Genomic DNA, 24,050 nt, shown 5'->3' on the forward strand with positions numbered 1-24,050 from the left:
GGTCATGTCTCGCCCCGTGGGTCCGGAGTGGCATGGCCCTGCACCGTGCTGCCACTCAACGCCTGCCGGCGTCTGTTGTCAACGTCCTCCACAGGCACACGGGTTCGGGGTGCGGTCGGGCCCGCACGGGACCGTGTGGATCGGCGGTCCGTGGCGAGGTATACGCGGTCGGTGCATAGGGCTACGCTATGGATGAGGCCCCGGTCCCTGGCAGCGATGTCCCATTCCGCTCTGGGAGGCCCGCGTGTTCGTGCTGGTGTTCATTCTCCTCGTAACCCTCTTCGGCCTCGGCTTCCTCAACGCCTTGTGGTGGTGGGCCGCGGCCGCGTTGGTCTTCGCCCTCGTCCACTACGGCCGAGGCGGCACCGGGGGCTGGCTGCGCGGGAACGACGCGGGGTACGGGGAGTATCGGGACTACCGGGATCGGCAGGACCGGTGGGACCGCCGCTACCGTCATCAGCGCCGGGGGCGATGGATGCGCCAGGACCGCCGGGATCATGAACATCGCAGGTGACCCGCGCAGTTGCCTGTCCAGGCACCCCGGAGCGGCACAAGCCGAGCCGGGGCGGAGGATCTCGGTGAGAGAGGCTTGCCATGCAGCGGACGACCACGATCCAAAAGGAGCGGTGGAATCTGAGGGTCCAAGCCGCGTGGGGCGGCGTGTCCCCCGCGCCGGACGTTGCCGCGTTGCGAAACGAGATCGACCAGCTGCGCCGGATGATGGCCGGCCGCGCAGTCGTCGACCAGGCATGCGGCATGGTGATGGTGCTGACCCCGTGTCGTCGGGCGGCAGCACGGGGAATGCTGGTGGATGTCGCACGGCGATGCGATCTCAGGCTGCGAGAGGTGGCTACCGCCCTGGTCGCCACTACGGAGGGGGAGCCGCTTCCCGGGCAGATGCAGTGCGCCTTGCGCCGCGCGCTGCGGCGCCTCCATGCGGCGGCCCGGCGTTGAGCGTCGCGCAGAACCCACTGCGTTGTGAGGTAGACGCCATGCATCGAGCGATCACATCCTGCGAGGAGCCGAGACTCTTGGCGGCTGAGGATTCAGCAAGAAATGTGGATCTTGTGTCCGAAATCCTCGAACTACGTTCGGAAAACGTCGAGTTGAGCAGGGCACTGTCGAGCCGAGCGGTGATCGACCAGGCGCTTGGCATGGTAATGGCCCTGGGACCGTGCTCCAGCGCGCGGGCCTGGGGCCTGCTGGTGGAGGTGTCGCAGCACTGCAACGTCAAGCTCCGGGACGTGGCTGCGGCCCTGGTCGCCACTACGGAGGACGAGCCGCTTCCCGGGCAGATACGAGGGGAGCTGCGCCGCGCGCTGAGGCGACTCAAAGACCGCCGATGAGGGCGTGTGCGTGCTGAGGCCGGCACCAGGAGCGGTGTTCCCCGCTCGCCGGTGCCGCTGACGGCTCGGATCACCGCCCCGCAGGCAGGTAGACGGTGAGGGCCCGGGCCCTCTTGTCGAGGATGAGGGTGTCGGAGGCGGCGCTGACCTCTCCGTCGCGGGTGTAGTCGCCCGCCATTCCCGCGCAGTCGATCCGCAGGCGGACGGCGGTGGTCTCCTGGTAGACGCGGGAGCGGGCCAGGGTGCCGCTGAGGAAGGCGACGACGAGACGGGTACGGGCGAAGGGCTGCTTGCCGTCGACGATGCGCACGTCGAGGAGACCGTCGTCGAGGCTCGGGCGGCAGGAGGGGGCGAAACCGGGGGGATCGTAGCGGCTGTTACCGACGAAGAGCAGCCACAGCCGTCGGGGCTGCCCGTCGAGGGCGACATCGATGGGGGTGCCGTCGGCGAGGACCCGGAGCAGACCGAGGGCCAGGGCGGGCCATTTGCCCAGCGAGGTCTCGCGGGCTTCGCGGGCCCGGACGAGTTCGGGATAGACGCCGATACTGAAGGTGTTGAGGAAGTACGTACAGTCGCCGTCGCCGTTGACGCGACCGAGGTCGACGGTTCCGCCCCGACCCGCTTCCACGGCCTCCGCGGTGTCCTTCACGGTCGGCAGTCCGAGGTCGGCGGCGAAGTGGTTGAGAGTGCCGCCGGGGAACACCGCGAGCGGCACATGGCTCTCAACGGCCAGCGCGGCCGCCGCGTTGACGGTGCCGTCACCGCCCACGACTCCGAGTGCGCCGCCACGCGCCCATACGTATGCGGCGGCTTCCTGGAGCACGGTGTGCAGATCCTCGCCCGCCTCGCACAGCCGTAGGTCTGCCTTCGGCAGGAGGGCGCGCAGCTCGACTTGGGCGGCGGTTTCGCTGCCCGCGTCGGTGTTGACGACCACCACCAGCCCCTCGCCGGACGGAAGAGCGGGAACCGGGAGCCTGGGCCGGGCGCTGTCGGCGGGCTCGTCGTGGCGCCGCGGCCACCAGTGACAGGTCGCAGCCGCCACCCCCGCCCCGAGCGCGATGTCGCCCAGGACGCGGGTGGGCGAGTGCGTGCCCGAGAGAGCGCGGGCGAGGGCGACACCGGCTACGGCGGGGACAAGGACGACCCCCAGCGCGGGAGCCTCCAGGGTGACGGCCGTCGCGAAGGCGGCAGCACCGGCCGTGCGGTGGGACGGCGACGTCCCGCTCGGTGGAGGCCGCAGCGGTCGGCGGCGATCGAGGGCCTTGGTGGCGACCTGGATGGCGGCAGAAGTGAGGACGAGCGAGCCGGTGCCGCGCAAGGCGGACCGGCGAGCGCTGCGGCCGCGGGTCCGGCCCTTCGCGGCCGCGAGGGACCTCGTGGGTGCACCGGGTGGCGGTTGATGGGTTCGCATGGCGGCCGAGTACCCCTGCCGGTGGTGAACAGGCCGGTGCCCGCCCGGCGCTTCCGGTCTTCGCGCGGGGGTACTCGGGGGCAGGGTCGCGCACCGCGCGCACCACGCCGTGGGGAGGGTCTTGTGACGTCGTCTCAAGCACGGGAAGGGGGCCGGAAGGGCGCTGCACCGCTTCTACCGCCCCGGAGCCGCCTACGAGGCGCAGGGCTTTCAGCGCCGCCAGGCGCATCTCCAGCTCGTCGAGCACGATCGCGGCCAGGTCCGCGAGGGTGGCGGTGTCGGTCTCGGTGATCCGGCGGGGCTTGAAAGAGCTGCCGCTTCTTCCTGCGGCATAGGACACTGACGGTGTTTCAGCGCGAACCCGAGGGTGTGTTCCCTTGATTCTGGGGGAACGGACCAGTGGGTTCGTGGTCAGCTCACGCGGTGGCTTCGGCGGTTTGCTCACAGGTTCACCCGCCAGGCGATCACCTTGACGGCGACAGTGTGCACGTGAGGGGGCGAGAGTCATGTACCGGGTACGGGCAGCTCGCCGGCCGTGTCCCGGTCGTAGTCCATGCGGGCTGTCTGGACTTCCTCGATATGGCACTCGGCCCACGCCTTGATCGAGGCCATCACCGGCAGCAGGCTGCGACCGAGAGGGGTGAGCTGGTAGTCCACCCGGACCGGCACCGATGGGGTGACCGTGCGGGTGAGCAGGCCGTCACGTTCCAAGGCGCGCAGCGTCTGGGTGAGCATCTTCTGGCTCACCCCGGCGATGATCCGGTTCAGGTCGCGGTACCGCAGTGGCCCGTCTGCCAGCGCGTTGAGCGCCAGGCTCACCCATTTGTTGCTGATCCGGTCCAGCAGTTGTCGGGCCGGGCAGGTGGCGAGGTAGGCGTCGTAGGCGGCGCGCTCGTCGGCGCGGCGCTGGGCGGCGGTGCGGGTGGCCATGGCACTCCCGGGTCAGGTACGCACCCTCAAGTGCGTACTTCCCCATGGAGAGTAACACTCCGTAGGTTTGTGTACATGAAAGCTGTGATCGTTCGTTCCTTCGGTGGCCCGGAAGTCCTTGAGGTGGCGGAGGTCCCGACACCTGAACCTGGTCCCGGCCAGGTCCGCATCCGGGTCGCCGCCGCGGCCGTCAACCCCGTGGATGTCCAGACCCGCACCGGCGCGCTCACCGCGGGCGGCCTGCTCCCAAAACGGGAGGTCATCGGCATCGGTTGGGACGTCGCCGGCGTCATCGACGAGGTCGGGTCCCAGGTGGCCGGCTTCCGGCGCGGCGACACGGTCATCGGGCTGTCCGACCGGCTGGCGCTGCCGCTCAAGACGCAGGCCGAGCACGTGGTACTGGACGCGGACGCGGTCGCTGCGGTGTCGGCCGACACCGACCTGGTGGCCGCGGCGACCCTGCCGCTGGGTGGGCTCACCGCCGCGCAGGCACTCGACATCGCCGCGGCCAAGCCCGGCGATACGCTGCTGGTCACCGGAGCGGCCGGAGCGGTGGGCGGCTACACGGTTCAGCTCGCAGCGCTGGCCGGTGTGCGGGTGGTTGCCGTCGCGGGCGCCGACGACGAGGAACTGGTGCGCGGTCTCGGCGCGGAGTTCTTCGTGCCGCGGAGCGCGGACCTGCCCGCTGCGGTGCGCGACCTGGTGCCCGGCGGCGTGCACACCGCAGTCGACGCGGCATCGGTGGGCATGCTCGCACTGGACGGGGTGCGCAGCGGGGGTTCGCTGGTCAGCGTGCTGGGCAACGCGCCGATGCCGCTACGCGGCATCCGAGTGAGTAACGTGTGGATCCGCGCGGACGGTCCCCGGCTCACTGAGTTGGCCGCCGTCGGGCTGCGCTGCAGGGTCGCCGACGTCCTGCCGCTGGACGAGGTCGCCGAGGCGCACCGTAGGCTGGAGGCGGGTGGGCTGCGCGGTCGGCTGGTGCTGGTGCCCTGATTCTGGAAGACAGACCGTGGAACCCGTGTGTCCACGGTCAACGCGCTGGACCAGCACGCGTTGTGCACCCATCCCGCGTCGGTCCTCACCCGGTACCAGGCTCTTGAGTGCCCCTCGGCGCGTACTCCGTCGTGCGGCTCCAGCAGGCCGAAGCTCGCATAACGTGTCCCGGGGCCGGACCGCAGATGTATCGCTCCGGTGGGGTAGTAGCCACACGGGTTGCCGCCGAGGGTCAGTGCTGCGGCCGTGGGAACGGCGCCGGCGGTGAGGCCAGGCAAGAGGGGTGACGAGGGGGCCGATGAGGAGGCTGGTGGAGCCGAGCACGGTGGAGGCGCCTCGGGGCGTGGCTGGTGCGTTGGCCTGCCGGGGTGGTGCGCGGGCTGTATGCCTGGTGCGTCGGGAGGCCGGTGGTCCGGGCCTGCTGTGCTGGCGGGCCCGGCGGGGGAGGGGGGCTCAGTGCGGGCGGTTGACCCGCTGTTCGATGTCGAGGGTGAGGCGGAGCGCGTCGAGTGGGGTGCCGGGTCCGATCTGGTTCTCGGTCTCGTCGCGCAGTACGGCCATGACGTGTTCGATCATGGCGGTGTACTGGTCGGCCGGTTGCAGGCCGAGTTCGCGTGGTCCCTCGGCGGGTTTTCAACCGGGACGTCCTCTCAGGGCCACTTTGATCGGGCAGGCGTAGCGCACCGCGCCCCACTCCGGGCTTCTCCTCAGCCGTGGGGACGGCGGCAGCCGACTGCCTTCGAGTTGCCGCTTGAGAGCGCGGGGCCGGACGTTCAGCACGGCCGCGAGCGCAGCGAAGTTGCCGCCGAACTGGACGAAGAGGAAGCCTGCCTGCGCGCTTGGGTGCCCACGGGCATCACCCGGCCGCAGGCGTACGCCGTCACCCCCCGCCGTCCCGTACCACCACGCTCCCGCCCCACCCCCGGCGAGCCCGACCGCCGGCTCGTCCCCTTTCCCGCGGCCTCCGTCCGTGGCCGGGATGCGGCTGTTTCTGCTCCGGATGCACGTGTGTTCCGGCCAAACGCGGGGTCCGGCACATGTCGTCGGTGACCGCGGGGCTGGACGTGGCCACACTGGTTGCGGAGAGGCAGCAACCCCACCCGGCCCAGGAGAGATCACGATGCGAGTCGCTCGTACGGTCGCAGTGCTGACAGCCACCACCGCCGCGCTCGGGCTGAGCCTGGCGACCGCCGGCTCCGCCTCGGCTGCCGCCGGCAGTTGGAAGGCGTACGGCAACACGAACCCGATCACCTCCAGCTCCGCCACGTGGGGCTGCCACGGGAGCGTGACGATCGCGAGCAGCGTGCTCGCGCAGGTCTGCGCGATCAGGTCGGCGGGCGGAGGCGCAGTGCAGGCGGCGGTGATCGTGCGCAACAACCGATCCACCCTCTTCAGCGTGTCGGCCAAGGCCGACCTGTGGACCAGCGCCGGTCCGCTCGGCGACTGGGCGTGCTCGTCCTCCGGGGTCGGGGCGAACTCCTGGTCCGTGTGCTTCGGGAAGACCCTCGCCGAGAGCGCCCGGGTGAACTCGGTGGGCACGGCCAACGGCGTGACCCTCGGCCAGTCGTCGCCCGTCTGAACCGGAGCCGCCCCCGGGGCGGGCCAGGCACGCCCGCATCCGGGCCGCTACCAATGGCGTTGATTCGATGACCGGCAGCGGGCCGTCGTGGTCGAGCCAGGCGGCCCGCTGGGTCAGCCGCGGGTGCTTCGACGCCTGGCGCGCGTCCGCCTGCCACCCCTGCCAGGAACCATGCGGAGGCGTTCGCCCGGCTTGTAGCAGACCAGAGCGGCGATAGAGAAACGGCGCCGGGAGCGTCCCCGCACCCGGATGACCGGGGTTTGTCCGCGCCGGCCCAGGTGCGGGCGGTGGGCGGCGTCATCGAGAATCCGGCCTCGTGCTCGAAGCACAGCCAGGCCCCGAGCGCCGCCACGGCGTTTCCACCAGCGGCCAGGTCTCCTTCACCCAGCCGGTGACGACTTCGTCGTTGCGCTCCACCGCGCGGCGGGCGGGGACCTGGTGGCTGAAGCCGTGCCGGTGCAGCATCTGCGCAACAGCGGACAGCGTCAACCGCCCCGTTGCCGTCTCCCTGGGCGTAACTCGGCCGCCTGCATCCGGATGTGCCCGCGAAACGCACGTCGCCCCGCGGTCAGCCCGCCCTTTGCGGATACCTCATATGTCCGGCCTACTGCCAAACCCGTCACCTGTCAGCCTCGCGACATCACACCAGCGAGGTCAGTAACGAGTGGCTTTGCCCGCGGTCTCACGTAGCGGGATCCACGTTCCACGCCGCGGGCAGATCGCTCTCCCACAGAAGACGCAGACGAAGTCGTCCTCACGCACGACGTTGTCTCGGCACCAGCCCGGGACCCCGGTCTCTGCTTCCTCCCCCCAGGGCTGCGGCAGCCCTGGGGCCTACCCCGTCCATGCATGTCCCGGCCCGTGCCGCCCGACTACGCCGAAGCTTCGGCCCCTGCGCTGGGGGCGAACCCACTCCCCTCCTCCGCAAACACCTTGATCGCGGAGCCCAGGAAATCCACCATCCCAGGGTGGTAGGAATTGTGGAACGCCCTCATGGCCTCGTCCTCCGCGTAGAAGAGCGACATGCCGACGTAAGCCTCCCTGGAGGGGGTGTAGAACCGGCAGGCGATGTCGAAGTGCCTGCGGACGAGCTCCTGGATCTCCTGGTCCCCTGGCAGGGAGCCGCCGTCCAGAAAAGCCGTGATCTCCTGGTACAGGACGTCCCAGTCCTGGTGGACCCGCTCCCTGTCCACATGTTCCCAGTTGTTGGTCTCGGCAAGGCTCTTCGCCTGCTCTGCGGCCAACGACCGGCGACACTCGTCCTCGTAATTGTTCCCCACGACACCGCTTCCCATCGTTTCGTCACCTCTCCAGTGGATCCTCGGGAGGCCGCAACATTGTCGACATCGACCGGGCCGCCGATGATCAACTGCCGGTCCAGGACGAACGGTGACACACAGCCACCGGGTCGGCAAACCCTTTCTTGGACTCTCCGGCGCTCCGTCCCGGTCAGCCAGCGGCGGAAAAGCGCAGCTCCAACGGCGAGCCGTCGGGCGGGGGGCCCAGCTGCTCGACCGCGCGTCCCAGATTCCCGCGGTTACCTTGCGCGGTAGGAAGAGCTCGGCCGGCGCCGGTCCGGTTCCATGACGGCCGGTCGACCGGTCTCCACGACGGAACCCGGTTCGGAATCGGAACCGTATGCCGTCGGCCAACTGCCGCCGAGGCCACATGGGCGGCCGCCCGCCCTCGTACCCTTCGGCAACAACGGCTCCAGCACTTGAGGAGCGATTGGCCTGAAGGGGGCCCGTTCGCCTGGCTCGGTGGACCGGCGCGCATGAGATCTTTCTCTTCATGAGTACACCACCGGACGGATTGCCTATCTACCGAGTCTTGACCGGCCCGGACGACGCCGCGTTCTGCCATCGTGTGAGCGAAGCGATAGCTCTTGGCTACCAACTGCATGAAGGCCCTGCGGTCACTTTCAATGGTGAGAGGGCCATCGTCGCGCAAGCGGTGGTATGGCCAGCACAGTCGTAGAACTTGCGGTCGCGGCCTGCCCGTGACACGAGAAGGGGCCGCACGGGTTGGGCCAGTTGTGACGCTTGCCTGGGCCCGCACGGCCTGTTCCCATCCTGCCCTGTCCGGGGTCTCGCGTGCACACTTCGGCGAGCTGCTCGAAGAGCTTGCTCCGCGTTGGGAGGCTGCCCGTGAGCCGGCGCTGCGCCAGCAGCGGCGCGGCCAGGACCGGCGTCGGGCGGCAGGTGCCAGACCGAAGCTGTGGTTGGTCTTCGTGGACCGCCTGCTGGTTACGCTGGTGTACCTGCGGCCTGGGTTGCCGCATGCCGCGCTCGCCGGGCTGTATGTGGTGGACCGCTCCACCTCTCGAACGCGGTCCGTGAGATCCGGCCGCTGTGGGCAGTCCGCGGCTTCGCCGTCCCCGACCGCCCCGGTATCCGGTCGCGCACGCTGGATGACCTGTTCGCCTACGCCGACGCCGAGGGCGTCGAGCTCCGGATCGACGGCGCCGGGGTCCAGGTCCGCCACCCGACAGCAGGTCGTCCGGGCCGCAGGGCCTTCGTGTCCGGCAAGACGAAGCAGAACACGATCAAGACCACGGCCTTCAGCGACGGTCAGGGCCGCACCCTGTTCACCGGTGTGGTCCGGCCCCGGCCGCATGCCCGACCAGACCGCCGCGCGCGGCGAGGGCATCGCCGAACAGCTCCGTCAGTGCCCCGATGTCAAGGCCAAGCTCGACGAGGGCTACCGCAGGCTGGCCAGCGAGTTTCCTGACCAGGTCGACGCCCCACAGAAAACGCCCAAGGGCGACGCCCCAGTGGGTGAGCACCACGCCTGGCGCGAGCGACGTCGCCGGCAGGCGCCTCGGCACGGATTCATGTCGAGGACACCAAGCCCAGTACAAGCAGTGGCGGCTGCTGCAGCGGTTCACCGGCCGCCGAGAGACCTACACGCAGACCCGTCCCGCTATCGTCGGACTGCTCTTTGACCGCTCTGCCCGCAGGCCCACGCGACGCAAGCCCGGCACCGAACTCGTCCTCGCGCGGAAGGCCTGCGGCGCATGATCGAGTCAGGCACCTGGTAGGCGCCGACCATCTCGACGAGCCGCTGGTCGTGGCGGAGCACGGCTAGCACGATCAAGGCGACGCCTCCCGGCGACAGCTTGCGCCACCGGGAACCGATTCCCCTCAGAAGGGAGGGGCGCGACCATGCGCTTGGGCGGCCTGGGCGCAAGCTAGGTCCGGTAGCGGGGAGCGTGGGAAGCGCGCACCGCGCGTGGCTGGAGCCGATGCGTGTGCAGTACCGGGGGAGCGGGCTGGCGCTGAGCGAGCTCAGTGTGCGGTCTGCCTGTCGAGTTGAAGATCTCCGAGCCGAGCTGCTGCGGGGGGTCGGCCTCTATCTTGTGCTGGGAGATCGTGCTGGGCATCTTCCGGGAACTGGACTTGCCGGACTGGGATTTGTACCGGCTGTGGAAGCAGGGTGCGTTGGAGGTCGACAAGTCCCGCGAGTGGGTGGAGGGCTGCAGCTCCCGTTGGACGCGTCAGATCTCCGTCCAACTCACTCTTGTCGGGGGCAGTGGCTGGGCGGACGATAGGGCCGTGGACCGCGAACTGACGCCCGATGAGGTCATTTCATTAGCAGAACGGTCGCTGAGCGCGGGCGGCGGGTTCCGTGCCCGTCGAGCTGCCGCGAAGCTGTGCCGGGCGGAGACGGTCAGCCTGTCGCGCACCCCCTCCCACGTGGAGCATCTCGTCCGGCTCTTGCAGTCCGCGCCCGATCCGGCCATGGCCGACCAGGCCGCCCGGACCCTGGCCGATCCTCGGGTCAGCGGTGACCCGATGCTTCTTGCCTGGGCCGTCGGTGCCCTCACCGATCACCCGCACTCGTACTTCGGCTTCGACGGCGAGCTGAGCGGCCGCGTGCTGGACCTCCTCCTGGGCCCGGAGCCGGGCCCCAGCCGCTTGGAGACATGCCTGGCCGGCAGCGGCCTTCCACGAGGTGCCGCGGCCTTGGTGGGACTCTGGTTCATCAAGGCTGCCTGCGTGACGGAGGACGACGAGGTACGGGAACGCGCAGGAGCGTTCTTGAGCAGGACCGGCCAACCACACCTGCTGCGAGCGTTGGAGGAGACGGTGCTTGCTGCCATCGGACACCGATTCCACCTGTGGTCCTCGGACGCCGTGAACGAAGTCTGGAAAGAGCGACCTGCCTTGTGGGACGACGACGGCGAGCCCTCGCCGTTGCTCCGTCTCCACTTCACCAACCCTCACCTGCCCCTCTGCCCAGGAGAGGAGAACCCGCTGCCCGACCGCCTCCAGGCCTACAAAGGACCACTGCTGGCCGTCCTTGCGCAGCGCGAGGACCTGATTGCCAGCTATCTGGCCGTCCACAACCCGGAGGTGACGGTGGACGCTCTTTTCGAAGGGGCCGCGCGGCGTGACAGCCCGGACAGTTTCGCCGCCGCATGCCGCGGCGCCCTGCGTACGCTTCCCATCGGCCCCGCCCGGGAGAGGCTGTGCCAGAAGGCGGTGCTTGACTACCGCGACGCGGGGCGAGTGATAGTGAGGGAGACCGGTTGGATCTGGGACGGTGACGAGGCCGCGTTCTGCTGGTTCACCGAGCAGTGGGAACGATACGACGCCCTCGACGCGGACAGCGCCCGTCTGCGGGCCTACGGCCGGGCTCATCGAGACGACGACGAATTGTTCTACCGTGCCGAGGAGATCGCGCGGAAGACCAGCCGTACGAATCCGCTCCCTCCGCGCCCCGATCCCGACCGCACGCCAGCCTCCCCCGGCAAACACGGCCCCCTCGGCAGCTGGCCGACCAGTTACGGCGTGGGCGGTTTCAGCACCCACTGAGACGGGCCAAGTGCGAAGCTTCCCAGGGCAAGAAGACCGGTCGCTGCGAGGGCTGCGATGAACCGGCGAACAGTACTCATGACGGGTGTCCGGTGCAGTCGGAGGCTGCGCCACCGGGTTGGGGTGACCAGCGTGGCGAAGAGTGTGTCTGCAGATCATGCGCCGATGTTGTGAAGTCCTATCTAGCGTTTTCGGCGGGTAATAGTTCGGCCCGGCCGCCTTACCGGCTCCCGTACCCGTGGCTGTCCGCAAGGTCGGGTGTTGGACAGGATGTGAGGCTTCACCCCTCGTGGCTGTGTACGGGGAGGGCACGAGGCGGCGGCACCGGGGCGGCGTTGCGGGCCCCGGGGCAGAGTGGTCTGTTCTCCGCTCCGGGGGCTAGAGGTTCGGTGCGGGCAAGCGCGTGGCGCTGGCCGTCCCGGCATCGCGGCGGTGTTGCTCAGCCGGCTGCGGATTCGTGCAGTGCGTGCCAGCGGAATCGGGGCTGGTTCGCCAGGACGGTCAGCACTGCGGTCGTCCAGCGATCACTGCGCTCTCCGTTGAGGTGGTGGCGCTCCATGCAGCGGATCCCCCTGACGTCGCCCTCGGCGAACAGCACCTCGAAGTCGGTGATCTCGATGCGGAGGCCGGGCTGGGAGTTGCGTTTTTGCCGTAGTCCGTCCAGCAGCTGGGACTTGGTGACGGGGACGCGGTCGATGCTCAGCATCGTGAACGTCTCGGACTGGGTCGCGGCGACGCGGTCGAGGATCTCCGGGTCTGCGTCGTCGGTTCCGAACCAGGCCGCGAGGAGCTGGTTGGCAGCGACGACCTCAGCTTCCAGTTCTGCTGCGTGGGTGTCGTTCATGCCCCGCAGGCTATGCGAAGCGCAGCGTCGTCGCAGTTCAGGATGGATGCGGCCCCGGCCGGGTGTCAGTGGTGCGTGGCAGACTCAGGGCCATGATGCCCAGGTCGAGATTCACACCGCGCCCGAACGTACGGCAGGAGTACACCGAGCCCTTCCCCCCGCCGTCCGAAAGCCGTACGGGGCGGGCAGCCGGGGGCTTCGGCGTGACCGTGAGCGGGGGATGAGATGGCCGATTTCAAGGATGAGCTCTCTCCGGATCTCATCAGGCGTCTCGCGGGCGACCTCGCGATGGTCTCGGCCTCCTTCGACCGGATGGCGTTCGAGCAGCGGGCATGTACCGGCCTCGGTGACCTGGAGCTGAAGGCCCGGATCGACTGGATCGCCCAGGCCCTCGCGGCGACGCTGCCGGCCGGGCCCGAGGAGGCTGACCGGCTGATCCGTGCCGCCCTCGACCGAGGGGGGCTGAGGGGGTGGGCGTCCATGCCCGTCAACGCCTACGTCGCCTCGGTCATGCTGGAGCGGCCCGATGTCGCGCTGCCGCTGCTGGCCGCGCTCACCTCCCACTACACCGCCGAGTTCGCGATCCGCCCGTTCGTCGACGCCCACTACGAGCACACGATGAACCAGCTCAGGACCTGGACCAACGACCCGGACGAACACGTTCGCAGGCTCGTCTCGGAGGGCACACGGCCCCGGCTGCCCTGGGCACAGAGAATCCCGCGGTTCATCGCCGACCCGGCTCCCGCTCTGGCGCTCCTGGAGCCCCTCGCCGACGACGAGTCTCTCTACGTGCGCCGGTCCGTGGCCAACCACCTCAACGACATCAGCAAGGACCACCCCGAAGTAGTCCTGGAGACCGCCCGGCGGTGGTCTGGCAGCAGCACGCACGGTGACTTCGTCGTGCGCCACGGTCTGAGGACCCTCGTTAAACGAGGACACCCACAGGCGCTCGCGATCCTCGGATTCGATCACCAGGCTCCGATCGAGATCACCGACCTCGCCTGCTCACCTTCCACCATCTCCGTCGGGGAAGCGACCACCATCACCTTCACGCTGCACGCCACCGACACGGCAACCGCGGCGATCGACTACCTGGTCCACTACCAAGGGGTGCGCGGTCCCAAGGCGGGAAAGGTGTTCAAGCTGACCGTCCGCAACCTCCCCGCGGGCCAGGCGGTCCACTTCTCACGCCAGCACCGCTTCGCGAACCTCTCGGTCCGCACGATCCGCCCCGGACCGCACCGTATCGAGATCCAGGCCAACGGGCGCATTCTCGGCGCGACCGAGGTCCACATCACCGCCACCCGACCACCACAGGGATCGACCTGACAATGACATGGCGTTCGCAGATCCGGATGATGCGGTGGGTGCGGGCCGCGGTCAGGTCATGGCTGCGACCGGGCAGCGCGGGTGAGACCCACAGCAGCTTGCCGGTGGGGCCGGCGACGACCTGCACGTTCACGCCGTGACGGCGATGCTTGTGGGAAAGGTCGGCCCGGCTGTCGCCGACACGGTCGCACTCGACGAGCGTCCCGTCGAGCAGAATGTGATCAGGATCGGTTTCCCGCAGGATCCGCAGCAGTCCGGGCGCCCGCGGGGAGAGGTGGCCGACGACGGCCGTGACGTAGGCGTGGGCGGTGCCGACGGATATTTCCCGAAGCTGGCGGCGATCTGCGCGAGCGTGTCATGCCGGCGCAGGTAGACCAGGCCGACGAGCGCACGCTGGTGAGGTCGGAGCTTGCAGCGGCGGTCACCCTCACGGGTGATGATGAGCATGGATACCCACTCGACCAGGGCGTGAGGCAGGTCGAGTGCGGCAGGATAGGGAACCAACGAGGCTCCTGTGCTACTGAGTTGAGACGTCGAACACCTCTCTCAACGGCACAGGAGCCTCGTGCGTTGCGGGACACCGGCCGTCACCCGATCAGAGGCCACTCTGAAAAAGCTCACTGCACCCTTATCGGATTCGGCAGGGCGAGGACTCGCTGCCCTCGCCCTACCTGCCTGGCTGCCGGGCGGGCCGCCCAGGTGTGTCAGGGCGCCATGCCGGTGTTCTTCAGGCCGGACAGCCAGAAGACCTCGTGGTAGCCGTTGCCGTCGGAGTCATCGGCGTAGAAGAGGTCGAACGTACCGTCCGGCCGCATCCCGAGACCCGGGCGGTCCTGATCGCCGAACGCGAGCGGGGAGACTCGTGCGTCGGGGAAGCGGCCGGACGTCGAGCCGTCCGCGTTGAAGCCGCGGGCGTAGATGTCGGTGCCGTACACACCTCCGTGGACGTCGTTCCAGGCCACCAGGAACGACCCGTCGGCCGAGACGGCCAGCGACGGCCGGCCCTGGACCTGACCGGCCTCGGCGCCGGCCCCGCCGTCGACCGTGCGTTCGGTGAACCGGCTGCCGAGGGAGGTGTCGAACCCGCCGACGCTGATCTGCCACTTTCCGGTGGCCTCGCCCTGCCACGCGACGACCGCGCGGCCTTGGCCGTCGAGGGAGACCACCGGCCTCTCCTGCTGCCCGTCCACCTTCGTGTTGAGCGTGCGCGGCGAGACCAGGAGTGTCCCGGCACGGGCGTACTTGACGCCGGCGATGTTGTAGGAGCCGTTCGCGTCGGCGTCCTCCTGCCATACGACGAAGATATTGCCGGCCGGGTCCAGAGCGACGTCCGGGACGCCATTGGTGCCGGTGGACGCGCCGACCCGGCGCGAGGCCGGCTGTGCTGTCTGCGTGATCGAGGAGAACTCGCGCAGGCGCACGCCGGTGGTCCCGTTGGGGTCGTTCTGCCACGCGACGACGAAGGAACCGTCGTCACGGGTGGCGACGGCGGGCTCGATCTGGGCGCCCGTCCAGTCGTCGTCGTTGGCCCAACGGGTTCCCTGGAGCTGCCCCGTGGGAGCGTAGCGCCGGACGGCGATATTGCCCTGGCCGTTGCCGTCGGCGTCCTCGGTCCAGACGACGACGGCGTTGCCGTTCGCGTCGATGTCGACGTCCGGGTCGACGTGGCTGCCGTCCGCGTTCTCGGTGTCCATGGACACGCGCGTCTCATACTGGCTGACACCGTCCTTGTAGACGCGGAGCCAGACATGGGTCGGGTGGCCCGCGCCGAGCGTTGCCCGGCTCTCCCAGACGGCCGCCGTCCAGCCGTTGCGGGCCGCGACCGCGGGTGCCCGCTGGTCACCGACGGAGTCGGAGTTGACGCCGGCGGTCAGGGCCGCGTCCGGGAAGCGCTCGGGCAGGAACTTGACGGTGGAGTCGCGCAGGATCTGCCAGTCCGCCGCGTAGGCGTCGTAGATCGCCGCGTTCGCGATGTGCAGCGAGGACTCGTCGGTCTTGGTGAGCGTGGGGCCGTAGAGGTTGGCCGAGCCGGTGTAGACGTGCCGCTCGGGTACGCCGTTAGCTCCTGTCCACTCCAGCAGGACGTACTTCGAGTGCAGGTAGTTGGAGCACTGGCGTCCCGGGCTGCCGTCCAGCTTCGGAGCCTGCGGGTCGCGGCCGCACCCGCCGTCCGGCAGGACGTAGACCGGCACTCCGAGCGGCGGCAGGAACTTCGCGCCGTCCTCGGCACCCGCGCTGATGACGGCTTCGATGCGGCAACCGCTCTGGGCGCGCTCACGCAGCGCCGTCTCGACGAGCGGGCGGTCGGTCCTCCAACTGGCCATCGCGATGCGGATGCGGCCGCCCGAGGCGCATGGGACCGCCGCGATGCGGGCCGCGAGCATGTCGTCCTCGGCGGAGGCCCGCGGGTAGAACCACGCCTCAACGGTGCCGCCGTGCCCGCTCTGATGCCCGCCGTTGGCGTCCGTCCAGGTTTCGTCACCGCCCGCCGCCTCGACCTGCCACATGCGGTTCCACGCCCCGAGATAGGCCTGGTAGATCGCACTGTCGCCGGCGCTGACGAGCATGTCGTTATGCAGTGCGTAGCTGCTCTCGACCATGTTGTACGAGGACTGGGCAACCACGTTGGTCCGACCGTCACTGAGGGCGCTGAACAGCCAGAACTTGTCGTGGTTCTCGACTTGGGTGCGCATGCAGCCCTTCAGGCACCACGTCGTCCGGTCGGTACCGAGACGGTTGTCCAGGTCCTTCTGGACAGGCAGCAGCTCGGAGTCCGCCTCGGGGCAGATCCAGGCGGTCGCCCCCTGGTGGCAGCGTTCCCCGATGACCCGTACGTCGACACCGCGTTCCTTCGCGGCGACGAGGGCGTCGGCGACGGGCTGGCGGTCGATGGCGTAGATCGAGACCCGTACGTCCGAGCCGGGCTTCGCGGCGTCGATCAGACGGAGAGTGTTCACTTCGATCGAGTTGTCGAAGGAGTTGACCGTCGGCCGGCTGAAGAAGGCCTGGAGCGTTCCCGTCGGCGTCGTCACCGCCGGGGACGCCGCACCGGTTGTACTCACCGGTGACGTCGTACCGGTCGCGACCGCCGACGTCGCCGTACCGCTCGTGGAAACCGCTGCCGTCGCCTCAGATCCTGACGTGGACCGGGCCGAGGCCGTGGTCGGACCGAGAGTCGCCAGCATCGTGGTGAGGGCCGCGAGCACGAGCCACGCTCGTGATATCCGCATGCGCCTTCCCCCCATTTTCTTCTGTGGACACAGTGGACCGGGGGAGACTATCCGGCGCCCTGGGGGCAACGGGCCGTCGGACCCGGGAAAAGGGCCTGGTGGGCGGCCTCGAGGCCCGGGCGGACGAACGGCTCGACACCGACCCGTGGCCGATATCTGCACCAGGCAGGTCGATCTGCTTGGCAGATCGCCGTTGCGGCATGCGCCTTCGGACGGGACCTCGGCGTTCTCGGCGCAGGGTTGGGCAAGAGATCCGGGTGAAAGACCCACTCAGCTGAGCCCCATGTGGAAGGCCCTGCTCCGCTCCGTTGTGCACATGGGTCGCCTCGCCGAGGCGGGGATCGAGGGTGCCGCTGAGGGCGTCGTCGAGGCCGAGGCCGAGCTCACCGTGGAACTGCGCACAGGCCCGGCTCACAGCGGACGGAACCGAGAACGCCCGGTCCCTCGATGTGGCCGGGCGTTCTCGGGTGGGGCGGGGGCCGAGGCCGTCGCATGGACCAGGAGGTACCGAGCGGGGTCCACAAAGGAGTTCAGCGAGCTCATGGTCCGCAGGCTTTGGCGCAAAACCGGGGTCGGCAGGCAACCGCACGACCCGATCTCCTGATGCTGTTGGCGTCGGAGCTCCTGGTCAGGCCCTCTCGGCTGTGTGCTGCCGGATCATATGCGCCAGCCCTGATAACCCGCCTTGTAAGACTCGAAGTTGCACTGGTGCAGACGCAGACCATAGTTGGCGCTCATGTCGATGCAATCGCCGGGGACGGCGTCATTCGACCACTGGTACCCATCCCAACCTGTGGACGCCGTCCACCTCTGGTAGCCGTTGTTGTAGGCCTCGGAGCTGCACGTGTGGGTGCGGAGGCCCTGACCGGAGCTGCCGTCAAGGCACCGGCCCGTCGCGACGTTCCTGAGCCTGATACCGCCGCTGGGGTATTGGGTCGCCGTCCACCGCTGGTAGCCGTTCTGGTAGCTCGCGGTGCTGCACGTGTGCACCCGGAGCCCGTTGCTGGAGCTGTCGTCCAGGCAGGAGCCCGGGTACGCGACGTTGATCATCCACTGATCCCACTCGCCGGTCGCGCCGCTGGACGCCGCTGCGGCGCCGGGCGCGGTCGCGAGCGCCCCGATCATGCCGATCACGGCGGCCAGCAGGGCAAAGGTTCTACGCATGGGGAAACGCTCCTTGGTGCGGTGCATTGGAAAGGACTTCGCCGCGCCCCACCCGGTGGTACGTGGCAGTGATCATGATGAGGCCCACGGGCCCCGTCGTCCATCCTCAATTTCCTTGGCTGCTCACCAGTGCATACCGCCTTGAACTGCGCCTTTGCCTCGGGGGACGATGTACACGGTCCACACAACACCGGCCAAGCGACAACGAGGTGTTGTGTCCCCCCAGGGGGGCGCAACACGCGCGAAACGCACCGACGCCGCGCGGTCCCAGCACTGCCCCAGCGCCCCGGCGAGCCTTCCCGGTCACAGCACTAGGACTTGGTGACGTTCTTGACAGACAGCTGTGCCACGGCAGCGGGCACAGCGATGTGGGAGCGTTCGGGCATGGGCTCTTCCTGAGGATGCGACGGGTCTACGGGCAGCAGAAATGGCAGCGGCGGCCGTGCCCGGACTCAGAGAAAGAAGTCGGAACGCACACCCCCAAGACTAGCAAGACGATACGTCTCGCCTCAATGCGTTTCGAAGGACGTCACGAGGCGCCCCCCACCCCACCGCTCTGCCCGCGCTTAGCCCGGCTGTGGCTGCGGCCGCAGAGTGCCACGGGGTGATCGGGCGCCATCACGAGATTCGGTCGCGGTGCGACGAACCCCCCAGGACAGTTTGCGGCAGATACGCCGGGGCCACACGGGGTGATGGGGGAGCGCCGTGACCTCATCGGGGGGACGGCCACGGCATCAACGGAGAAACGCGCACATGGGACAGCCGCCAGCGCGAGAGCGGGCTGGGGGCGACCAGGACCGGGCCTGGTGGGCATACGCAGAAACGAGGACACCGCCGAAGACGGGAAGACCCCCGTCTGAAGCGGCTACATGGCCGATGAAGGAACCCGATGCCCCCCACCGCCAGCACGATCACCGACCCTTATCTCGACCAGCTGTACGAGACGCTGCGTCTGTACCGGCACGGTGCGTTCGGTGTGGCGTGCCCGGAGTGCCGGGCACAGCCGGGGCAGTTGTGCCGGGCTCGGCGCAGCGTGCACCGGGCCCGCCGTGATCACTACAAGGTGTCTCTCGGGGCTTGCGAGGTTGTGCTGGACGTGAGGGGCGCAGCAGGCCGGCCCGTGCTCAGCGGGCAGCCCGTAGCGTCCGCCAGCCGGTGAGCGTAGGCACCGTCCTTCCGCGACCAGGGGTCCTGACCGGTTCGGTGGCTCGGGCGTGCATGAGGGTGGTGGGGGCGAGGCCGTCTGCAGCAGGACCTGAGGTCCGTCGCATGGAGCGTCATCCTCCGATGCTCTGGCACGTCTATGAATGAAGGCAGGCGAAGCCTTATGGGCCCCAGGGGGCAAGGGATGCCCCAGCCTCCCGGGAGCACGGACAGGGACACGTTGATGACCACGGCTGCTCTCCCCTGCGCGCCCCCGTCATGGTCGGCCCCGCCCCGATGATCGGAGAACTGAACACACGCGCTGCCCAAGGCCCCCAAGGCCCCCAAGGCCCCCAAGGCCCCCAAGGCCTCCTGGTCGCCGTCACGCCCCGTGTGGCGGCGCCTTGTGAAGCTGAGCGGCCACAGCCGCAGCCTGCGGGACTGCGCTGTCGATGAATCGGCGCGGGAAATCGCTGCCGGGGGAGTGGCTCCACCACGGCGAGAGGCTCAAGCTGTCCGATCAAGGGCGGGTCCTGGGACGGCCGGCCGCTTTGACGTCGTCGTGCGCGAACAGCCCGGTCGTGACGTTCGTGGTGCTGGGGCTGCCCTTCAGAGGCAGGCCACTACGGAGCTGCCGCCTCAGACGCAGGCCGCCGTGGACGCGGCATGCTGCGCGCCGAAGCCCACGCCCTCGTCCCCGCCTTGGGAGGCAAGGCCCATCGTGTCGTGTTGGGCTCGATCGTGTGCCGGGTCGGGGAGATGGGCGACCGGTAACCTGTGCGAGTGCGGACATCGGGCTGTGGGGGGGGCACGGTGCTGCACCGCTGGCCCCTGTGGCATACGCCCCGACTGGACTGATTCCGGGCATGGGATGACCGGCATCAGCACGGTGAGTGAGGTGGGTCGGTCACCGGTCCGGACTGGGTGCTTTGGCGGGCGCCGTGCAGCCGCTCTCGCGTTCGGCACCCCGGTTCCCTGTCAGTGCCTGCCCGTTCTGGCATGAGAGTGGCATGACCGAAGGCCGCGACGCGTCCCTGTTGTCTTGTCGCATCAGGGTTCTACAAGCTGGTCGGGCCGGACGTCGAACTCGCTCTGGTCGCCTTCGGTGGCTACCGGCCGTCCGCCCGTAGAGATCGTGACGATCTCGTTGCCGTCCGGATCTGAGGTGTGGCTCACGATCTCGCAGATCATCGTGACGGCGATGGGGTACGCCGCTTCGGGGGTCAGGGCATCCCAGTCATCGAAGATCGGCGGCTTATCGAAGAATATCCACTGCCGGCCGTGCGCGTCGGTCAGACGCACCTCGACAAACCCGGGATAGGTACCGTCGTCATACTCAACCGCCCAGCGAGTGGCTTCGCACCGCAACGAGGTCATTCCGCCCTCTTCTCCAATTGACATGTGGCTTCATCCTTATCTGAGCAGCCAACGCTGACTAGCCCCTTTGGCGGGAGCACGGTTCCCCGCTGACGCCGGGCTTGAGGTCCCGTTCGCGGAGCGGCCGCGGTGACCGTCCCGCGAACGGATTCCCAAAGCGCAGTCGATGCCGACACCGGGGTGCCGGGCGGGGGCTCGGCTGGTGTAGCCGTAGACGCGGGCGATCTCCGCGTGCTGGCTGTTGGTGAGGTTCGCGACGAGGTAGTCCTCCGCGGCACGCGCGGTGGTCTTTCCGTCCTGGTAGAGGGCGGGGACCGGCACTGCGGGGAGGGGCCTGTCCGGTGACGGGGACGTCGTCGTCATCCATGCGGGCCCCGGGGGCCAGAGCGCACCTGATCACGCCGCCTCGATGCCCTCCCCCATGCCTCCGACATCACCGCCGCAGAGCGGTGGAGTGACTGACTGATGCACCACAGCTGTGACTGGCGTCCCGCCCGCGGTGCCTCCGAGGAACAGACCGTCGGCTTGTCCACGGCCCCGGCCACTACGAGGGCTGCCGCCAGCTCCGTTTCGGCGGCAGCCCGACTACCCACCGGGTGGGCCTGCGTGGGCAGTGCGCGGATCACAGCATGGCGATCGGCGAGCTGCTGGCGAAGGTGAAGGTTCTCCATCGTGGCCTGGTGTAGGGCACCGACCAGTGCCTCGACGTCGGCCTTTAACCGGGCGCGCGACGCCGGCTCGCAGGCAGCTGCCCGCTGTCTGTATCTGCTGTACCTGACACGCGCCGAGGTCCGAACCGCCCAGCACTGGAAGCAGCAGATGCAGACCATGCCGCCCGAGCCCGGGCTGCCCGACCTGCCGCGCCTGCCCGACCACCTGGAGGAGGCACTGGGAGCCTGGTTGATCTGCGCTTCTCCTCCCCTTGCCACCCAGAACCTCGCGTTGCTGCGGGCCATCTGCAAAGGACAGCCCCAGCCTGGAAGGCAGGAGCGGCCGGCTCTGCCCCGCCCGCTCCAGCGGGCGGTAGCCGCCCTGGTCGCCGAGGAGGACTGTGATCTGGGGGAAGTACTGCGGCCCAGCCCTGAGCTGACGGCCGAGCTCAACAGCTTCCACGGTCGGATCCCCCCACCCGGCTGCCATCGCCCCGCCACCGCTGCCCCGTCTGGCCCAGATGTTTGGCGGGAAGCAGTGACACCCGTCGGCACCAGCGCCCCCGCCCGCAGATATCACTGACGGAGCCAGTCCTCCCGCGACCTGCGGTACGCCGAACGGAGCTTGCGGCCCCCGGTCAGAACGAGGGCCGTGGCGGCCAGAACGAACAGCGCCACCGCGCAGCTCACATGCGGCGTTGACTCTCCGTGGGAAAGGGTCAGGATGCCCCCGCCGACGGCGCCCAGGGCCATGCCCACCGCCGGCGGCCAGCGGTCGGTGACCAGGCCCATGATCACCACCACCATGGTCGGCACCCCCAGCAAGAAGAACGCGACGGCCGACGTCCAGTGGAAGGTGTCCGTCATGCAACCGCCGTGCCATCCCCGCACACAGTCGTCCGTGATCCCCACCGTCACGGGATCGATCCAGAAGTCCACCACGGCCCAGGCCATGGCGAACGTGACGGCCGCACCGACCACGATCCACCACGGCTGCCGCCAGGTGTCCTCGATGTCCCCGCCCCCGGACGGACCCTGACCGCTCATCCTGCCTCCCCCGTACGAGCCGATACCGCGACTATACGAGGGCGCGCTCCCGCTCCAGTGCCACCCCCGCGGCCGCTTCGTAGCCGCCCCCGTGAGGGTCAGCTCGTTTGCCCCGCGGGTATGACGATGACGAGGGGGATCTCGCGGGCGGACCACGCACGCGGTGATGCCGCCGGCCATGGCGGTGCCGATGGTGACGACCTCGTTCGCGGTCGTCTGCGAGCTCTGCGCCGCTGTCCTCTGACATCGAGGCTGGAGGCGCTGGAGCCGGCCGAACTCCGGCGCTTGGCCCTCGCTGCCGTCAACCCGTACACCGACCGCGACGTCCTCGCCCGGCAGGTCGCCCGCGAGGAGAGCAACGCCGCGTCCCGGCCGCCTTCCTGACGGCTGGGACGCGGCGGGCGCGGAGCACCGACGTAGCGCTGGACGTGCGGCCGCAAGCTCAGGCGGGTGCGGGCGCAGGGAGGCGAGCGATGGGCGCCGGCCCTTCTCCACCGTGCACTGCTCCCAATCGGCCTCGGGGTGTTCGGAGGGCACCGCGTCGACGGACGCCGTGGTGTAGAGCGCGACGTCGGCGGTTCCGGCCCGGCTGGTGCCGCATGTCCGCCTGCTGCATGCCGCCGTGGGCAAGGCCCGCCGATGGGTATCGGCGGGCCTTCTCGCTTCACTCCCGGTCAGTTGGGGGCGTGCTGGCGCTGCGCGGCGCCCTCGGTGGTGGCGTTTTCGGCGGGCGGGTTCTGTGGCTTGCCGTGCATGAGGGCGAGGGAGGCGAGGGCGCCTGCGGCGGCGATGGCGGCGGCGGCGAGGAATGCTGCGCTGAATCCGTCGGTGAGGGCGGGCAGGTCGCCGACGGCTCCGGCGCCCTGGGAGGTGGCGAGGGCGGTCAGGGCGGCGAGGCCGAGGGCGGAGCCGACTTGGTAGGTGGTGTTGACGATGCCGGAGGCGAGGCCGGCCTGTTCCGGCGGGGCGGCGGACATTGCCGCCATCAGGGTCGGGATGTAGGCGAGCGCCATGCCCAGGGCTGCCACCAGCGAGGCGGGCAGGACGTCGATGAGGAAGGAGCCGGTCGGGCGGGCCGCCGACAGCCACACCAGGCCCGCGGCCAGGACCAGCAGGCCGGCGGTGATGAGCGGCTTGGGGCCGAAGCGGCCGAGCAGGCGGGCGCTGGCGGTGGTCATGACGAGCATCAGCAGGCCGGTCATGGGCAGTAGCGCCGCTCCGGAGGCGAACGCGCCGTAGCCCAGGACCTGCTGGAGGTAGAGGTTGAGGAAGTACCACATCGGGATCCAGGCCGCTCCCAGCAGCGCCATGGCCAGGTTGGAGACGCCGAGGCCCGGGGTGCGCCAGATGCCGAGCGGCATCAGCGGCGACCGCGCGGACCGCTGGATGAGGACGAACACGGCCAGCAGGGCGACCCCGGCGAACAGCTGGAGGACGGTCTGCGCGCTCGCCCAGCCGGTCTCGGGGGCGCGCACCACAGTGAAGACGATGAGTGCGAGCCCGGCGGTGACGGCTGCCGCTCCCAGAACGTCCACCCCGCCGCCACGGCGGGCGGTCACGGCCGGCAGCAGGCCAGTGGCGAGCAGTGTAGCGATGCCGATCGGGATGTAGATGATGAACACCCAAGGCCAGCTGGCCCATTGGGTGAAGACGCCGCCGAGGAACACTCCTGCCGTGCCACCGGCCGGGGCGGCCGCGCCGTACAGGGCCAGGGCCTTGCCGAGCTCCTTGGGGCTGTGGCCGAAGAGCATCATCAGCAAAGTCATCGAGGCCGGTGCGATCAGCGCGCCGCCCACTCCCTGCACGGCGCGGCCCGCGACCTCCACCCACGCGCTCTGGGCGGCCGCGGCCACGACGGAGCCGGCGATCAGGACGCTCCAGCCGGCCACGAACACCTTCCGGGCTCCCAGCAGGTCGGACAGGCGGCCGCCCAGCAGGAGCAGTCCGCCGAAGGCGATGACGTAGGCGTTGAACACCCACTGCAGGTCTCCCTGGGAGAACCCCAAATCGCGCTGCATCTCGGGCAGCGCCACGCCGATGATCGACGTGTCCATGATCACCATGAACTGTGCGGCGGCGAGCACCCCGAGGGCCCACCAGCGGCGCGGATTGACGGCTTGCATGACCGCTCCCAAAGAGAGAAAACCTCCTTATACCCCCAGGGGGTATGACTTCGACGGCTCGAAC

Annotated in this window: 20 protein-coding genes and 2 pseudogenes; 9 read left to right on the forward strand and 13 right to left on the reverse strand. The window is 69.4% G+C overall.

Annotation, left to right across the window (positions count from 1 at the left end; all coding sequences use genetic code 11):
* The first annotated feature begins 244 nt into the window (after positions 1–244).
* From AC069K_RS30480 to AC069K_RS30490, 3 genes are all read left to right on the forward strand, one after another.
* Positions 245–514, forward strand: a complete 270-nt coding sequence (locus AC069K_RS30480; protein WP_365109677.1) for a hypothetical protein — start codon at positions 245–247, stop codon at positions 512–514.
* 80 nt (positions 515–594) lie between these two features.
* On the forward strand, positions 595–954 hold the full coding sequence (locus tag AC069K_RS30485) for an ANTAR domain-containing protein (protein WP_478621706.1): 360 nt from the start codon (positions 595–597) through the stop codon (positions 952–954).
* A gap of 104 nt (positions 955–1,058) precedes the next feature.
* Positions 1,059–1,346: an ANTAR domain-containing protein gene (locus AC069K_RS30490; RefSeq protein ID WP_478621708.1), complete on the forward strand. Its 288-nt coding sequence runs from the start codon at positions 1,059–1,061 to the stop codon at positions 1,344–1,346.
* Between the two features lie 70 nt (positions 1,347–1,416).
* Here the strand turns inward: AC069K_RS30490 and AC069K_RS30495 are convergent, their stop codons facing one another.
* Positions 1,417–2,664, reverse strand: coding sequence for a diacylglycerol/lipid kinase family protein (locus tag AC069K_RS30495; RefSeq protein ID WP_478621710.1), 1,248 nt, complete (start codon positions 2,662–2,664; stop codon positions 1,417–1,419).
* 597 nt (positions 2,665–3,261) lie between these two features.
* Positions 3,262–3,687: a winged helix-turn-helix transcriptional regulator gene (locus tag AC069K_RS30500; protein ID WP_478621711.1), complete on the reverse strand. Its 426-nt coding sequence runs from the start codon at positions 3,685–3,687 to the stop codon at positions 3,262–3,264.
* 75 nt (positions 3,688–3,762) lie between these two features.
* Here AC069K_RS30500 and AC069K_RS30505 point away from each other — a divergent pair, with 75 nt between their 5' ends.
* Positions 3,763–4,683 carry an NADP-dependent oxidoreductase gene (locus AC069K_RS30505; RefSeq protein ID WP_365109688.1) on the forward strand — a complete coding sequence of 307 codons (921 nt, stop codon included), beginning with the start codon at positions 3,763–3,765 and terminating at the stop codon, positions 4,681–4,683.
* 453 nt (positions 4,684–5,136) lie between these two features.
* Here the strand turns inward: AC069K_RS30505 and AC069K_RS30510 are convergent, their stop codons facing one another.
* Entirely contained in the window at positions 5,137–5,259 is a 123-nt protein-coding gene (locus tag AC069K_RS30510) for a hypothetical protein (RefSeq protein WP_365109691.1), read from the reverse strand.
* Between the two features lie 544 nt (positions 5,260–5,803).
* Between AC069K_RS30510 and AC069K_RS30515 the strand changes: the two genes are divergently transcribed.
* Positions 5,804–6,262, forward strand: a complete 459-nt coding sequence (locus tag AC069K_RS30515; protein WP_365109694.1) for a hypothetical protein — start codon at positions 5,804–5,806, stop codon at positions 6,260–6,262.
* 167 nt (positions 6,263–6,429) lie between these two features.
* Here the strand turns inward: AC069K_RS30515 and AC069K_RS30520 are convergent.
* A pseudogene (locus AC069K_RS30520) lies at positions 6,430–6,727 on the reverse strand (winged helix-turn-helix domain-containing protein); the annotation flags it as partial.
* 407 nt (positions 6,728–7,134) lie between these two features.
* A complete protein-coding gene (locus tag AC069K_RS30525; RefSeq protein WP_478621713.1) occupies positions 7,135–7,557 on the reverse strand; it encodes a TipAS antibiotic-recognition domain-containing protein in 423 nt (140 codons plus the stop codon).
* 496 nt (positions 7,558–8,053) lie between these two features.
* Here AC069K_RS30525 and AC069K_RS30530 point away from each other — a divergent pair, with 496 nt between their 5' ends.
* Positions 8,054–8,239: a DUF1737 domain-containing protein gene (locus AC069K_RS30530; protein WP_468907162.1), complete on the forward strand. Its 186-nt coding sequence runs from the start codon at positions 8,054–8,056 to the stop codon at positions 8,237–8,239.
* Between the two features lie 610 nt (positions 8,240–8,849).
* Here AC069K_RS30530 and AC069K_RS30535 read toward each other — a convergent pair.
* Positions 8,850–9,089: a hypothetical protein gene (locus AC069K_RS30535; protein ID WP_478621716.1), complete on the reverse strand. Its 240-nt coding sequence runs from the start codon at positions 9,087–9,089 to the stop codon at positions 8,850–8,852.
* 727 nt (positions 9,090–9,816) lie between these two features.
* Here AC069K_RS30535 and AC069K_RS30540 point away from each other — a divergent pair.
* Positions 9,817–11,079 carry a hypothetical protein gene (locus AC069K_RS30540; protein ID WP_478621718.1) on the forward strand — a complete coding sequence of 421 codons (1,263 nt, stop codon included), beginning with the start codon at positions 9,817–9,819 and terminating at the stop codon, positions 11,077–11,079.
* Positions 11,080–11,518: 439 nt separating this feature from the next.
* Here the strand turns inward: AC069K_RS30540 and AC069K_RS30545 are convergent, their stop codons facing one another.
* Positions 11,519–11,923, reverse strand: coding sequence for a hypothetical protein (locus AC069K_RS30545; RefSeq protein ID WP_478621720.1), 405 nt, complete (start codon positions 11,921–11,923; stop codon positions 11,519–11,521).
* 225 nt (positions 11,924–12,148) lie between these two features.
* Here AC069K_RS30545 and AC069K_RS30550 point away from each other — a divergent pair, with 225 nt between their 5' ends.
* A complete protein-coding gene (locus AC069K_RS30550; protein ID WP_478621722.1) occupies positions 12,149–13,252 on the forward strand; it encodes a DNA alkylation repair protein in 1,104 nt (367 codons plus the stop codon).
* Here AC069K_RS30550 and AC069K_RS30555 read toward each other — a convergent pair.
* The 3 genes and pseudogenes from AC069K_RS30555 to AC069K_RS30565 all read right to left on the reverse strand — a co-directional run.
* Positions 13,233–13,756: pseudogene (locus AC069K_RS30555) on the reverse strand (transposase family protein); the annotation flags it as partial. The gene AC069K_RS30550 and the pseudogene AC069K_RS30555 sit on opposite strands and share 20 nt — an antisense overlap.
* Positions 13,757–13,956: 200 nt before the next feature.
* Positions 13,957–16,314 carry a phospholipase D-like domain-containing protein gene (locus AC069K_RS30560; protein ID WP_478621723.1) on the reverse strand — a complete coding sequence of 786 codons (2,358 nt, stop codon included), beginning with the start codon at positions 16,312–16,314 and terminating at the stop codon, positions 13,957–13,959.
* Between the two features lie 825 nt (positions 16,315–17,139).
* Complete coding sequence (locus AC069K_RS30565) at positions 17,140–17,646, reverse strand: RICIN domain-containing protein (protein WP_365109702.1); 507 nt, start codon at positions 17,644–17,646, stop codon at positions 17,140–17,142.
* Positions 17,647–18,535: 889 nt separating this feature from the next.
* Between AC069K_RS30565 and AC069K_RS30570 the strand changes: the two genes are divergently transcribed.
* On the forward strand, positions 18,536–18,805 hold the full coding sequence (locus AC069K_RS30570) for a zinc finger domain-containing protein (RefSeq protein WP_467883665.1): 270 nt from the start codon (positions 18,536–18,538) through the stop codon (positions 18,803–18,805).
* Positions 18,806–19,839: 1,034 nt separating this feature from the next.
* Here the strand turns inward: AC069K_RS30570 and AC069K_RS30575 are convergent.
* The 3 genes from AC069K_RS30575 to AC069K_RS30585 form a co-directional block, all read right to left on the reverse strand.
* On the reverse strand, positions 19,840–20,190 hold the full coding sequence (locus tag AC069K_RS30575; protein WP_358832949.1) for a hypothetical protein: 351 nt from the start codon (positions 20,188–20,190) through the stop codon (positions 19,840–19,842).
* Positions 20,191–21,392: 1,202 nt separating this feature from the next.
* Positions 21,393–21,863: a hypothetical protein gene (locus AC069K_RS30580; RefSeq protein ID WP_478621727.1), complete on the reverse strand. Its 471-nt coding sequence runs from the start codon at positions 21,861–21,863 to the stop codon at positions 21,393–21,395.
* Between the two features lie 674 nt (positions 21,864–22,537).
* The gene (locus AC069K_RS30585) at positions 22,538–23,986 is read right to left on the reverse strand and encodes an MFS transporter (RefSeq protein WP_478621728.1); all 1,449 of its coding nucleotides are present in this window, start codon (positions 23,984–23,986) and stop codon (positions 22,538–22,540) included.
* Between the last annotated feature and the right edge of the window lie 64 nt (positions 23,987–24,050).

The sequence above is a fragment of the Streptomyces sp. NPDC043908 genome (assembly GCF_056435525.1).

What these genes read in the sequence shown, in the direction of transcription:
- AC069K_RS30485 (WP_478621706.1), top strand. Translation starts at nt 595, where the DNA reads ATGCAGCGGACGACCACGATCCAAAAGGAGCGGTGGAATCTGAGGGTC.
- AC069K_RS30500 (WP_478621711.1), bottom strand. Translation starts at nt 3,687, where the DNA reads ATGGCCACCCGCACCGCCGCCCAGCGCCGCGCCGACGAGCGCGCCGCC.
- AC069K_RS30505 (WP_365109688.1), top strand. Translation starts at nt 3,763, where the DNA reads ATGAAAGCTGTGATCGTTCGTTCCTTCGGTGGCCCGGAAGTCCTTGAG.
- AC069K_RS30510 (WP_365109691.1), bottom strand. Translation starts at nt 5,259, where the DNA reads ATGATCGAACACGTCATGGCCGTACTGCGCGACGAGACCGAGAACCAG.
- AC069K_RS30515 (WP_365109694.1), top strand. Translation starts at nt 5,804, where the DNA reads ATGCGAGTCGCTCGTACGGTCGCAGTGCTGACAGCCACCACCGCCGCG.
- AC069K_RS30525 (WP_478621713.1), bottom strand. Translation starts at nt 7,557, where the DNA reads ATGGGAAGCGGTGTCGTGGGGAACAATTACGAGGACGAGTGTCGCCGG.
- AC069K_RS30530 (WP_468907162.1), top strand. Translation starts at nt 8,054, where the DNA reads ATGAGTACACCACCGGACGGATTGCCTATCTACCGAGTCTTGACCGGC.
- AC069K_RS30545 (WP_478621720.1), bottom strand. Translation starts at nt 11,923, where the DNA reads ATGAACGACACCCACGCAGCAGAACTGGAAGCTGAGGTCGTCGCTGCC.
- AC069K_RS30550 (WP_478621722.1), top strand. Translation starts at nt 12,149, where the DNA reads ATGGCCGATTTCAAGGATGAGCTCTCTCCGGATCTCATCAGGCGTCTC.
- AC069K_RS30565 (WP_365109702.1), bottom strand. Translation starts at nt 17,646, where the DNA reads ATGCGTAGAACCTTTGCCCTGCTGGCCGCCGTGATCGGCATGATCGGG.
- AC069K_RS30570 (WP_467883665.1), top strand. Translation starts at nt 18,536, where the DNA reads ATGCCCCCCACCGCCAGCACGATCACCGACCCTTATCTCGACCAGCTG.
- AC069K_RS30575 (WP_358832949.1), bottom strand. Translation starts at nt 20,190, where the DNA reads ATGTCAATTGGAGAAGAGGGCGGAATGACCTCGTTGCGGTGCGAAGCC.
- AC069K_RS30580 (WP_478621727.1), bottom strand. Translation starts at nt 21,863, where the DNA reads ATGAGCGGTCAGGGTCCGTCCGGGGGCGGGGACATCGAGGACACCTGG.
- AC069K_RS30585 (WP_478621728.1), bottom strand. Translation starts at nt 23,986, where the DNA reads ATGCAAGCCGTCAATCCGCGCCGCTGGTGGGCCCTCGGGGTGCTCGCC.